10 protein-coding genes and 1 tRNA gene are annotated in these 12723 nt (G+C 69.4%); 7 read left to right on the top strand and 4 right to left on the bottom strand.

All coding sequences use genetic code 11. From position 1 onward, the window contains the following. The first annotated feature begins 81 nt into the window (after positions 1-81). A complete protein-coding gene (locus QSK35_RS24930) occupies positions 82-780 on the top strand; it encodes a response regulator transcription factor (RefSeq protein WP_285749899.1) in 699 nt (232 codons plus the stop codon). Continuing rightward, positions 777-2174, top strand: a complete 1398-nt coding sequence (locus tag QSK35_RS24935) for a sensor histidine kinase (protein ID WP_285749900.1) — start codon at positions 777-779, stop codon at positions 2172-2174. Before QSK35_RS24930 ends, QSK35_RS24935 begins: the two co-directional genes overlap by 4 nt. 53 nt (positions 2175-2227) lie before the next feature. Here the strand turns inward: QSK35_RS24935 and mgrA are convergent, their stop codons facing one another. Beyond that, a complete protein-coding gene (gene mgrA, locus QSK35_RS24940; RefSeq protein WP_285749901.1) occupies positions 2228-3256 on the bottom strand; it encodes an L-glyceraldehyde 3-phosphate reductase in 1029 nt (342 codons plus the stop codon). A 290-nt stretch (positions 3257-3546) separates the two neighbouring features. Further along, positions 3547-3619: transfer RNA gene (locus tag QSK35_RS24945), tRNA-Thr, on the bottom strand. 270 nt (positions 3620-3889) lie between these two features. On the opposite strand from QSK35_RS24945, the gene QSK35_RS24950 reads away from it, so the two are divergent. The 4 genes from QSK35_RS24950 to QSK35_RS24965 all read left to right on the top strand — a co-directional run bounded on the left by QSK35_RS24950 (position 3890) and on the right by QSK35_RS24965 (position 9794). Continuing rightward, positions 3890-5239: a threonine/serine exporter family protein gene (locus tag QSK35_RS24950; protein WP_285750065.1), complete on the top strand. Its 1350-nt coding sequence runs from the start codon at positions 3890-3892 to the stop codon at positions 5237-5239. Between the two features lie 65 nt (positions 5240-5304). After that, a complete protein-coding gene (locus QSK35_RS24955) occupies positions 5305-6744 on the top strand; it encodes an alpha,alpha-trehalose-phosphate synthase (UDP-forming) (RefSeq protein WP_285749902.1) in 1440 nt (479 codons plus the stop codon). 47 nt (positions 6745-6791) lie between these two features. Continuing rightward, positions 6792-9320 carry a trehalose-phosphatase gene (otsB, locus tag QSK35_RS24960; RefSeq protein WP_285749903.1) on the top strand — a complete coding sequence of 843 codons (2529 nt, stop codon included), beginning with the start codon at positions 6792-6794 and terminating at the stop codon, positions 9318-9320. A 57-nt stretch (positions 9321-9377) separates the two neighbouring features. After that, complete coding sequence (locus QSK35_RS24965) at positions 9378-9794, top strand: beta/gamma crystallin family protein (protein WP_285749904.1); 417 nt, start codon at positions 9378-9380, stop codon at positions 9792-9794. 1 nt (position 9795) lies between these two features. Here the strand turns inward: QSK35_RS24965 and radA are convergent, their stop codons facing one another. Beyond that, positions 9796-11157 carry a DNA repair protein RadA gene (gene radA / locus QSK35_RS24970; protein WP_285749905.1) on the bottom strand — a complete coding sequence of 454 codons (1362 nt, stop codon included), beginning with the start codon at positions 11155-11157 and terminating at the stop codon, positions 9796-9798. A gap of 107 nt (positions 11158-11264) precedes the next feature. Continuing rightward, the gene (locus QSK35_RS24975) at positions 11265-11993 is read right to left on the bottom strand and encodes a copper chaperone PCu(A)C (protein WP_285749906.1); all 729 of its coding nucleotides are present in this window, start codon (positions 11991-11993) and stop codon (positions 11265-11267) included. A 230-nt stretch (positions 11994-12223) separates the two neighbouring features. On the opposite strand from QSK35_RS24975, the gene QSK35_RS24980 reads away from it, so the two are divergent. Beyond that, on the top strand, positions 12224-12712 hold the full coding sequence (locus QSK35_RS24980) for a CarD family transcriptional regulator (protein WP_065915127.1): 489 nt from the start codon (positions 12224-12226) through the stop codon (positions 12710-12712). The last annotated feature ends 11 nt before the right edge of the window (positions 12713-12723 follow it).

A 12723-nucleotide genomic window follows, 5' to 3' on the forward strand; every position in this document is an offset into this window, starting at 1 on the left:
GAGCTGTGCCGAGGCTGTTCGCCGGCTGTCGATTTACTGTCGATAGAGCGGGGTGCCCCCCGCCTGTCGCACCATGAGCACGTGGACAAGGGGAACTCGGTTCGATTGCTCGTGGTCGACGACGAACCGCACATCGCGGACCTGGTCGCGACGGTGGCGCGGTACGAGGGCTGGCAGGCCGCGACGGCGGGCAGCGGCGAGGAGGCGCTCCGCGAGGCGAGCGAGTTCCAGCCGGACATCGTCGTGCTCGACCTGATGCTCCCCGACCTCGACGGCTTCACGGTTCTCGACCGGCTGCGCGCCGCGGGCGCGATGGTTCCCGTGGTGTTCCTGACCGCGCGCGACGGCACCGCCGACCGCGTCGCCGGCCTGACCCGCGGCGGTGACGACTACCTGGTCAAACCGTTCTCCGTCGAGGAGCTGATGGCACGGCTGCGCGCCGTGCTGCGCCGCTCGACCGGCCCGTCGTGGAAGCGCTCGGTGTTGAAGGTCGCGGACCTGGTGATGGACGAGGACACCCGCGAGGTCCGTCGCGGCGGCAAGCTCGTGACGTTGACACCGACCGAGTACGAGCTGCTCAGGTACCTGATGCGCCGTTCCCCCGCCGTGCTGACGAAGGCGCAGATCCTGGATCATGTCTGGGAGTACGACTTCGGAGGACGGTCCAACGTGGTGGAGTTGGTCATCTCACACCTGCGCCGCAAGCTCGACGACGGCCGTGAGCCGTTGATCCACACCGTGCGCGGGGTGGGCTATGTCCTCAGGCGGGCCGCGGAGTGAAATGCGGCCGCCACCTGCGGCTGGGGACTCGGCTGCTACTGGGGCTGGGCGCGCTCGCACTGGTGGTGTTCGCGATCATCGGCACGGTCATGGTCACCAGCATGCGCACGTACCTGGACGACCGCCTCGACGAGCAGATGCGCATGGCGCAGCAGACCGCCGCCGAGGACGTGCGCAACTACGACCAGGTCACGAAGGTCCCGGTCGGCTGGTACTCGGTCGTCTACAAGATGGACGGCGACCGGATCACCGGCCGGTCCGGCGAGATCCCGCACGACGTGCAGGAGCTGGACGGTGTCGCGCTCCAGGCGTTGAAGGCCGACTACTACGAGAGCGTCTACCTGCGCGGTGACGGCAAGTTCCGGGCCCGCGGCTGCGCCGTCTCGCCCACCCGAGTGCTGGTCAGCGCGGCTCCCGTGGGCGACCAGGACAGCACCGTCGCGCAGCTGATGACCGTCGAGATCATCGCGTTCCTCGCCGCGCTGATCACGTTGGTCGTCGGCGGACAGGCCGTGCTGCGCCGGGGTCTGCGGCCGTTGAGCGACATGGCCGACACCGCGCACCACATCACCTCGCACGACCTCACCGACTCCGCCCGGTTGCCCGTACGCGACGACAGCCGCGGCGGTGGCACGGAGATCGAGGAGCTGCGGACCGCGTTCAACACGATGCTCGAGCACATCGACTCGTCGCTGGCCGCGCGGACCATGGCCGAGCAACGGCTGCGCCGGTTCATCGCCGACGCCTCGCACGAGCTGCGCACGCCGCTGACCTCGTTGCGCGGGTACGCCGACCTGTTCCGCTACGCCGCGGCCAACGAGCCCGCCGAGCGGGAGCGGCACCTGGAGAAGCTGCGCAGCGAGGCCGCCCGGATGAGCGTGCTGCTGGACGACCTGTTGCTGCTGGCGAGGCTGGACTCGGCCGAGTCCGAGCCGTCGCTGCGCCTGGAGGAGATGGATCTCGCGCCGGTGGCCGAGGCCGCCGCGGACGCCTACCGCGCCGCACATCCCGGCAACCCGCTGACGCTGGACGCCGACACGGCGCTGTTGCGGGCCGACCCGGCGCGGCTGCGGCAGGTGCTGGACAACCTGCTCACCAACGTCGCGGTGCACACCCCGGCGGGCACCGCGATCGTGCTGGAGGTCGACAACAGCGCCCAGTCCGAGGTGGTCATCCGGGTCCGCGACGACGGCCCCGGCATCCCGCGCGAGGACCAGACGCGGATCTTCGACCGCTTCTACCGGGTCGACGACTCGCGCACGCGCCAGCGCGGAGGCAGCGGACTGGGGCTCGCGGTCGTCGAGTCACTGGTCCACGCCCACGGCGGCACGATCGAGCTGACCAGCACCCCAGGCTCCACCACCTTCACCATCCGCCTCCCCCGGCGGCTCTAGCGACTAGCGAACGTGACGTTTGGGGACATAGAGGTCCCCAAACGTCACGTTCGCTAGTCCGCCTGGGAGGAGGTTGCCCACAGGTCGATGCCGGACTCGACCGCGTGCTTGTCGATCTCGGCGATCTCGTCGTCGGTCAACGGCGGCGCGTCGAGCGCGGCGATGTTCTGCTCCAGCTGGTTCACGCTGGACGCGCCGATCAACGCCGACGTGACCCGCGGGTCGCGGACCGTCCACGTGAGGGCGAGCTGCGCCAGCGACTGACCGCGCCCCTTCGCGATCTCGTTCAGCGCCCGGATCCGCCCCAGGTTCTCGTCGCTGAGCAGATCGGGAGACAGCGACTTGCCCTGTGCCGCACGGGAATCGGCCGGGATGCCGTGGAGGTAGCGGTCGGTCAGCATGCCCTGCGCCAGCGGCGAGAACGCGATGCAGCCCGCGCCGACCTCCTCGAGCGCGTCCAGCAGGTCCGGCTCGATCCAGCGGTTCAGCATCGAGTACGACGGCTGGTGGATCAGCAGCGGCACCCCGGCGCTGCGCAGCAGCTCGGCCGCCTCGCGGGTCTTGGCGGCGCTGTAGGACGAGATGCCGACGTAGAGTGCCTTGCCCTGCTGCACCGCGCTGACCAGCGCGCCCACCGTCTCCTCGAGCGGCGTGTCGGGGTCGAAGCGGTGCGAGTAGAAGATGTCGACGTAGTCCAGGCCCATGCGCGTCAGCGACTGGTCGAGCGACGCCAGCAGGTACTTGCGCGAGCCCCACTCGCCGTACGGGCCGGGCCACATGTCGTACCCCGCCTTGGTGGAGATCAGCAGCTCGTCGCGGTACCGGCCGAGGTCGTCCTTCAGGATCTGCCCGAAGGTGATCTCCGCGGACCCGTACGGCGGGCCGTAGTTGTTGGCCAGGTCGAAGTGCGTGACGCCGAGGTCGAACGCCCGGCGCGCGATGGACCGGCCCAGCTCGTACGGCCGGTCCCCACCGAAGTTGTGCCACAGCCCCAGCGAGATCGCCGGCAGCTTCAGGCCGCTGCGACCGCATCGCCGGTAGGACATCGAGTCGTAGCGCGCGCTATCCGCGAGGTAGGACATGCGCACACGATGTCACGCCCAACTGAGATACGGCCCGCGATGAACGGACTGTCCTATCCGGAGCCGTCCATGCTTCCCGGGAACTCCGCGGACCACCCGGATGCGAGTTCGCTGACTCCGGAACCGGCCAGCGGTACACGGCGGGCGGATGGGTGATCCAGATCCTGGGGTGGTCGTTCGCAACGCTGTGGCGTCGCAGGCTTCACCGGACTGGTCCGGAAAACGTGACCACGCGTCACGTCCAAACAAGACAAGGGCCCGCCCACCTGGGCGAACCCTTGTCCGCAGAGAGCCGGCAAGGGGAATCGAACCCCTAACCTTTCGCTTACAAGGCGAGTGCTCTGCCAATTGAGCTATGCCGGCCTGGCCCGTTGGCCGGAGACATCGTAAGCGCCCGATGCGGGTGCTACCTGCGACGAACGGTCTGCTCTCAGTGTGATCGGATTGCTCCGGTTGGAGTCGCACCAGCCAACTGAGTGGATCAACCTGTGTCACGTCAGTCCCTGACCAGGTCAGGAGCGTAACCAACGGACAGTGATCATGTCGCCCTTTTCGGGTACCCCGTTCGGAGGTGGCCGATGCCACAGCAACAGTCGGGCGGAGCAACACGATCACTCTAGGGAGGTGTCCTGAATTTCCGCGAACCACTTGCACGGCCCGGCGTTGCCCGACGATCCGACCGTCCATCTCGTACTCGACCTCGCACTGCGCATCGGTGAGGTGCAGATGTCCAGCGGTGCCGGCGCCGCGGACGTCACGGCCACGATTCTCGCCGTCACGACGGCCTATGGGCTTCCCCACACCGAGGTCGACGTGATCTACACCTCGATCAGCGTGAGCTGCCATCGCGGCACCGACCGGCCGCCCGTCACCGCGCTGCGCGTGGTGCGCCAGCGCAGCCTCGACTACACCCGGCTCGCCGACGTCGAGCAGCTCGTCCGCAACATCACGAGCAACGAGATCAGCGCCGAGGACGCCTTCAAGGAGCTCGACCGCGTCACCACCGCGCCGCACCCGTATCCGCGCTGGGTCGCGACGGCGGCCTACGCGGGGATGGCGGCGGCGGTCGCGTTCCTCGTCGGTGGCGGGTACGCGGTGGCGATCACCGCGGGCGTGGTCACGGCGTTGATCGACCGGGTCGGGCGCCTGCTCAACCGCCGCGCGCTGCCGTTCTTCTTCCAGCAGCTCATCGGCGGCGCGCTCGCGACCGGAGCCGCGCTCGCCGTGCACGCGACGCATCTGCTCCCGGCGATCCGGCCGAGCCTGCTCGTGGCGGTCGGGATCGTGGTGCTGCTGTCCGGGCTCGCGCTGGTCAGCACGGTGCAGGACGCGATCTCCGGGTACAACGTCACGGCCGCGGGACGCACGGTCGAGACGGTGCTGCTCAGTGCCGGTCTCATCGCGGGCGTCGCGCTCGCGCTGCGCACGGCCGTCCACTTCGGTCTGGAGATCACGCTCACCGACCCGTTGCCGCCGTTGATCAGCGCGGTGCCGATGCAGATCGCGGCGGGCGCGGCGACGTCGGCGTGCTTCGCGCTCGCCTGCTACGCCAAACCGCGCGCGGTGCTGGTCGCGGGCATCGCGGGCGCGGTCGGCACCGGCGCGTACGGGCTGGTCACGTCGCTGGGGCTGGACGCGCTGCTGGGCAGTGCCGTGGCGGCGACCGTCGTCGGGTTCGGCGGCGCCACGATGTCGCGCCGGCTGCGCATCCCGACGCTGGTGGTGGCGTTCTCCGGCATGGTGCCGCTGCTGCCCGGCTGGACGACCTATCGGGGCCTGTTCCAGCTCACCGCCGAGAACGACCCGGCGGGTCTGTCCACGCTGGTGTTCGCGAGCGGCATCGCCCTGGCGCTGGCCGGTGGCGTCGTGCTCGGCGAGTACCTCGCCCAGCCCGTGCGAACCGGGCTGGGCCGGCTGGAGCGCAAGTTCGCAGGTCCACGAATGTCCGGTCCACTTCGGCCAACGCGTCGTCGCTTGGAGTGAACCTGTTGTGATGGCGACAACAACACAGCACGCCGAGGTCACGCGGCCCCGTTAGCCTCGGTGAAGTGAGCACCGACATTGGCGAGAACGGGGCGGAATTCGTAGTCGTGGCCAACCGGCTGCCGGTTGACCTGGAACGTCTGCCAGACGGCACAGAACGCTGGAAGCACAGTCCGGGAGGCCTGGTCAGCGCGCTGGAACCGTTCTTGCGCTCACACAGTGGCGCCTGGGTCGGCTGGCCCGGCGTGTCGGACACCGACGTCGACCCGTTCGAGGACGACGGGCTGCTGCTGCATCCCGTGTCGCTGAGCTCCGACGAGGTGCGCGACTACTACGAGGGCTTCTCCAACGGGACGCTCTGGCCGCTCTACCACGACGTCGTCGCGCAGCCGGCGTTCCATCGGCACTGGTGGAACGCGTACAAGCGGGTCAACCAGCGGTTCGCCGACGCCACCGCGAAGGTCGCGGCACAGGGCGCCACGGTGTGGGTGCAGGACTACCAGCTGCAGCTCGTCCCGGCGATGCTGCGCGAGCTGCGCCCGGACCTGCGGATCGGCTTCTTCCTGCACATCCCGTTCCCGCCGGTCGAGCTGTACATGCAGCTGCCGTGGCGCACCGAGATCATCCGCGGCCTGCTCGGCGCGGACCTGATCGGCTTCCACCGGCCCGGCGGCGCCCAGAACTTCCTCTGGCTGGCCCGGCGGCTCGTCGGCCTCGAACCCAGCCGCGGCAGCGTCGGCGTGCGCACGCGGCCCGGTGTCGTGCAGGTCGGCGACCGCACGGTCCGCGTCGGCGCGTTCCCGATCTCGATCGACTCGGCCGGGCTCGACGCGGTGGCCCGGCGCAAGGACGTGCAGCAACGTGCGCGGCAGATCCGGGCCGACCTCGGCAACCCGAAGGCGATCCTGCTCGGCGTCGACCGGCTCGACTACACCAAGGGCATCGACGTGCGGCTTCGGGCCTTGTACGAGTTGCTCGCCGACGGGAGGATCGACCCGGAAGAGGTCGCGATGGTCCAGCTCGCGACACCGTCACGCGAGCGGGTCGACCACTACAAGGCGATGCGCGAGGACATCGAGCGGTCGGTCGGGCGGATCAACGGTGAGTTCGGGCGCGTCGGCAAACCGGTGGTGCACTACCTCCACCAGTCCGTCGACCGCGAGGAGCTCGTGGCGTTCATGAGCTCCGCGGACGTGATGGTGGTGACTCCGGTGCGGGACGGGATGAACCTGGTCTGCAAGGAGTACGTGGCGTGCCGATATGATCTTGGTGGCGCGTTGGTGCTCAGCGAGTTCGCCGGTGCCGCCGCCGAGCTGACCAGTGCGTTCCTGGTGAACCCCCACGATCTGGATGGTGTCAAGAACGCTCTGCAAGCGGCCCTCGACATCGATCCAGCAGAAGGCCGCCGTAGGATGCGCGCGCTGCGCCGACAAGTCCTCACTCACGACGTCGACCGCTGGGCGAGGTCTTTCCTCGAGGCACTGGGCGCGCAGCCGACCGGCTGAGAAGAGTTCGGAAACCCCTTGTCCCATCGAGTGCTTGAGGAGGGGCGTTGACCGCCGAGGCCCTCCCCGCCGACCTGCGCCGAGCCATCGTTCAACTGGCCCGGACGCCCCGACTGCTCGTGGCATGCGACTACGACGGGACATTGGCGCCGATCGTGGAGGACCCGGAGCAGGCCCGCCCGCTCCCGGAGTCCGTCGGCGCCCTGCGTTCGCTCGCGGGACTGCACGAGACGACCAGCGCGGTGATCTCCGGCCGTGCGCTGCGCGACCTGGCGATGCTGTCCCGGCTGCCGGGTGAGGTGCACCTCGTCGGCTCACACGGCTCGGAGTTCGACGTCGGCTTCGTGCACGCGCTGGACGCGAACGCGAAGTCGTTGCTGCGCCGCATCGAGGCGGAGCTGGAGACGATCGTCGACGGCCACGAGGGCGTGCACCTCGAGGTGAAGCCCGCCAGCGTCGCGGTGCACGTGCGCCGCGCGGCGCCGGAGACCGGTGTGATGGTGCTGGACCGGGTGCGGTCCGGCCCGTGCACGTGGGACGGCGTGCAGGTCACCGAGGGCAAGGCCGTCGTCGAGCTCGCCGTCGTGCAGACCGACAAGGGTCACGCGCTGGACGTGCTGCGCCACCAGGTCGGCGCGACCGCCGCGGTGTTCCTCGGCGACGACGTCACCGACGAGAAGGCGTTCGCCCGGCTGACCGGCCCGGACGTCGGCATCCGCGTGGGCGCGGGCGAGTCGCTGGCGCAGTACACCGTCGAGGACACCACCGACGTCGCCACCGTGCTCGCGTTCCTGCTCGAGGAGCGGCGCAACTGGCTGCACGGCGACCAGGCCGTCCCGATCGAGCGGCTGACCATGCTCGCCAACGAGCGGTCGGTCGCGCTGGTCACTCCGGACGCCAAGGTCAACTGGCTGTGCCACCCGGAGCCGGACTCCGCGGCGATCTTCGCGGACCTGCTCGGCGGCCCGGCCGCCGGCCACTTCTCGATCAAGCCGGAGCACGGCTCGCTGCCGCTGGGCCAGCGCTACCTGCCCGGCACGATGATCGTCGAGACGCGCTGGTCGCGGCTGCTGGTCACCGACTACCTGGAGCACGACCTCGCGCAGCACCGCACGGACCTGGTGCGCCGCATCTCGGGCTCGACCAACGCGGTGATCACGTTCGCGCCGCGCCCGGAGTTCGGCCAGGTGCCGGTCCGGCTGCTGCGCGAACGCGAGGGCCTGCGGGTCGTCGGCACGTCCGAGCCGATGGTGCTGCGCGCACCCGGCGTGGACTGGGAGATCACCTCGGACGGTGTGCAGGAGACCGCCCGCGCCGTCGTGCGGCCCCGTGAGGGCGCGCCGGTGCTGCTGGAGCTGCGCTGCGGCACGGACGACCTGTCCGAGCACCCGATCAGCGAGACCGAGCGCCGCGAGCGCGCGGGCACGTACTGGTCGGACTGGGCGCAGACGCTGAAGCTGCCGCCGGTCCAGACGGACCTGGTGTCGCGGTCGGCGTTGACGCTCAAGGGTCTCGTGCACGCGCCGTCGGGTTCGATCATGGCCGCGGCGACCACGTCGCTGCCCGAGGAGCTCGGCGGCATCCGCAACTGGGACTACCGCTACTGCTGGCTGCGCGACGGCGCGCTGACCGCCCAGGCCCTGGTGTCGGTCGGCTCCTACGCCGAGGCCGAAGCGTTCCTCGGCTGGATCCACGGCGTGCTCGCCACGCTGCCCGGCCCGGAGCGGCTGCACCCGCTGTACACGTTGCACGGCACCATGCTCGGCGCCGAGGCCGTGATCGACACGCTGCCGGGCTACGCGGGCTCGCGGCCGGTCCGCGTCGGTAACCTGGCCAACCAGCAGGTCCAGCTCGACGTGTTCGGCCCGGTCGTCGATCTCGTGGTGTCGCTGGCCAACGCCCGCGGCACGCTGACCGACGCCGACTGGAAGATGGTCCAGGCGATGGCCGAGGCCGTCGCGCGCCGCTGGCACGAGCCCGACCACGGCATCTGGGAAGAGCGCCACGCGCCGCGCCACCACGTGTACTCCAAGGTCATGTGCTGGGTGACGATCGACCGCGCGATCAAGCTGGGCAAGCAGTTCGGGCGGGCCCTGGAGCCGTCCTGGGAGCCGTTGCGCGACACCATCGCCAACGACGTGCTCAAGAACGGCTGGTCCGACGAGGTCCAGTCGTTCACCACCGCCTACGACGGTGACGACCTCGACGCGGCGTCGCTGTTCGTCGGCCTGACCGGCCTGATCGACCCGACGGATGAGCGGTTCCAGTCCACGGTCACGGCGATCGAGGCCGAGCTGCGCTCCGGCTGCACGGTCTACCGGTACCGGCGTGACGACGGCCTGCCGGGCGACGAGGGCGGCTTCCACCTGTGCGCCGCCTGGATGATCGAGTCGTACCTGCTCACCGGGCGCCGGACCGAGGCCGAGGAGCTCTTCGCGCAGATGGTCGACGCCGCGGGCCCGACCGGCCTGCTGCCCGAGGAGTACGACCCGGTCGCCGAACGCTCGCTCGGCAACCACCCGCAGGCGTACTCGCACCTCGGCCTGATCAGGTGCGCACAGCTGCTTTCGCAGTAATGCGTTTGCCGGGGGCCGAATCCCTTTCGGCCCCGGCAAATGTAACAAGCAGCAAAGGTGATCCGGATCACCTCGTTGATCCGCCCTCGATTCCACTGCGTGTATCCAGCGACCGAATCGGAATACACCAGCGAGGAATTACTCATGAAGAAGACGCTTGCCGCCATCGCCATTGGTATGACCGCTTTCGCCGTCGTTTCGGGAACCGCAGCCGCCGCCCCGAAGAACACCAGCGTGATCCTGATCGACGAGGCGAACTTCGCAGGTGACGCCGTCGCCGAGGGCCTTGCGGGCAAGGGCTGTCAGAACGTGTCGCAGGACAACATGGCCACCTCGCTGCAGGTGAACGGCGGCCCGATCACGTTGTGGTCCGACCGCAACTGCAAGGGCGAGAAGCTCGTCGTGACCGGTGACGTCGCGAATCTGGCTGATTTTCAGTTCGACAACAAGACGTCGTCGATCTTCATGGGCTGATTCATTTCTTGTTCAGCCCCAGCACATCCAGCGCGGTGAACAGGTCGTGCGCGACGAGTGCGCGCACACCGTCCGGCAACGGCCCCGCGTCCGGCGGCACGAGCGCCTTCTTGAACCCGAGGCGCACGGCCTCCGCCAGCCTGCGACCGACCCCGTTGACCCGCCGGATCTCACCGGCGAGGCCCACCTCGCCGAGCACCACGAGGTCCGCGGGCAACGCCACCTCGCGTTCGGCGGACGCCACCGCGAGCACCACGGCCAGGTCGGCGGCCGGCTCGATGAGCCGCATGCCGCCGACGGTCGCGGTGAACACGTCCTTCTGGAAGAGGTTCACGCGGCCGCGCTTCTCCAGCACGGCGAGCGCCATCGAGATCCGGGCGGAGTCCAGTCCGCTGACCGCGCGCCGGGGTGCGGGCAGGTTCGTCTTCGCGACGAGCGCCTGCACCTCGCCGAGCATCGGCCGCTTGCCCTCGACGGCCACGGTGACGGCCGTGCCTTCGACTGCCTTCTCCCGGCGGGTCAGAAACAGCCCTGAGGGGTCCGGTACGCCGATGATCCCGTCGTCGCGCAGTTCGAAGCAGCCGACCTCGTCCGCGGCGCCGTAGCGGTTCTTGATCCCCCGCAGCAGCCGCAGGCTGGAGTGCCGGTCGCCCTCGAACTGCAGCACCACGTCCACCAGGTGCTCCAGCACCCGCGGCCCCGCGACCGATCCGTCCTTGGTCACGTGTCCGACGAGGACGATGGGCAGCCCGCGTTCCTTCGCCAGCGCGATGAGCCCGGCGGCGACGGTCCGCACCTGCGTCACGCCGCCGGGCGTGCCGTCGACGCTCAGCGTGGACATGGTCTGGATGGAGTCGACGATCAGCATCGACGGCTTCACCGCGTCGACCTGCCCCAGGAGCGCGGACAGCTCACTCTCGGCGGCCAGGTACATCTCGTCGTGCAGGTTGCCGGTCCGCTCGGCACGCAGCCGCACCTGGCCGGCGGACTCCTCACCCGTCACGTACAGGCAGCGGCCCACCTTCTCGGCCCACTTGTGCGCGACCTCGAGCAGCAATGTCGACTTGCCGACGCCCGGCTCTCCGGCGAGCAGCACCACGGCACCAGGCACGAGCCCGCCGCCGAGCACCCGGTCGAGCTCGCCGACGCCCGTGGGGTTCGCGCGGGCCGACTCGATGTCGACCTGGCCGATGGGCCGGGCGGTCGTGCTCGGTGCGCCGGCCACGATGCGGGCGGCCGCGGCGACGCCGCGTTCCTCGATGCTGCCCCAGGCCTGGCACTCGGGGCAGCGGCCGAGCCACTTGGCCACATCGTGCCCGCACTCGGAACACCGGAAGATCGGCCTAGCCGCGTTCTTCGCCACGCGGGAAACGTTAGATCACGGGTCTGACACTCCCTGAAAGTGCCGTGAAGGGCACCCTCAGGGCGTTAAATGCCGTGAGGGTGCCCTTCAGGGCACTAGCGATGGGGTCAGTGGCCCTCGGTGTGGCCCTCGGACTTGCGCTCCTCCGTGGAGGGCGCGACCGGGACGTCGAGGGTGAGCGGGCCCGCCTTCTCGAAGAGGAACGTGACGCGGATCGTCTGACCCGCCACGACCTCCTGCACCAGGCCCTTCACCATGATCTTGATCTTGCCGATCGGCAGCTCCGGCGCCTTCGACGACGAGGTCGGCTTCACCGAGCTGGAGCCCGACGGCGCGCCGCTGGAGGGCGCCACGGAGGAGGTCGACGACGGCGTGCTCGTGCCCGTCACGCTCGGCTGCGTGGACGACGAGTGCGCGGCCGACGAGGAGGACGTCGGGTGCGGCGTGCTGGACCCGGTCGCGTGCGCCTCGGCGCCCTCGGAACCGGCCTGCAGCGAGAACCGGGCGGGCAGCTCGGTGTCGCCCTCGATCGCGAAGTCGCCGGTGGCGAACGGGCTGCTGATCGACAGCAGCTTGTCCGGGTTCTCACCGCTGTTGACGATCACGACGACCAGCGGGGCGTCCTCACCCGCCTGGTAGCGGTTGCCCTCGTGCGGGTACGCGAGCATCGCGTTGCGGACGCCGACCTTGCCGACGTCGCCGCTCGCACCGTCGACCGCGGCGACCTGGGTGTCGGTCTGGGTCACCTGACCGGCGCTGCAGCCGGCCGCGAACAGACCGAGACCGGTGGCCAATGCCACCGTCGCGACCAACCGGCGAGACACCTTTGAGTTCACGGCTCCAGCGTCCTTCCTAGGGAACAACCACCAGGCGAGAAGCCTAACCGGGGGCTCGGAAGGGCATGGCACGTGGTACCAGTCGATCTTCGATGCCCCGTACGTTGCACGCGAACGGGCGTTTTGTCAACCCCCCAAAGGGCCCTGACCAGCACTAACGGATCATCGGCCGGGCATCGGGGGATTGCCGGACGTGTTAGGATGGAGTCAGCGAAAGGGGCAGAGGACACATGGTTTTCAAGGTCGGAGAGACCGTCGTCTACCCGCACCACGGTGCCGCTCTCATCGAAGCAATCGAGACCCGCGTGATCAAGGGCGAGGAGAAGAAGTACCTCGTCCTCAAAGTCGCGCAGGGAGATCTCACCGTTCGGGTTCCCGCTGACAACGCCGAGATCGTAGGCGTCCGCGACGTTGTCGGCCAAGAGGGTCTCGACCGGGTTTTCGAGGTCTTGCGTGCTCCCCACACCGAGGAGCCGACCAACTGGTCTCGGCGGTACAAGGCCAACCTTGAGAAGCTCGCGTCGGGCGATGTGAACAAGGTTGCGGAAGTGGTGCGCGATCTCTGGCGGCGTGAGAAGGACCGAGGCTTGTCCGCCGGCGAGAAGCGAATGCTGGCCAAGGCACGGCAGATACTGGTGAGCGAACTTGCGCTTGCCGAGGGCACCGACGAGGACAAGGCCGAGGTCCTCCTCGACGAGGTCCTCGCCACCGCATCCTGACAAACCCCCAC

The organism is Lentzea sp. NBRC 105346, assembly GCF_030269605.1.
Classification (GTDB): Bacteria; Actinomycetota; Actinomycetes; order Mycobacteriales; family Pseudonocardiaceae; genus Lentzea.

Coding starts and splice junctions, on each gene's coding strand:
- mgrA (WP_285749901.1), bottom strand. CDS start 3,256: ATGTCCTACCTCGCGGATAGCGCGCGCTACGACTCGATGTCCTACCGG.
- QSK35_RS24980 (WP_065915127.1), top strand. CDS start 12,224: ATGGTTTTCAAGGTCGGAGAGACCGTCGTCTACCCGCACCACGGTGCC.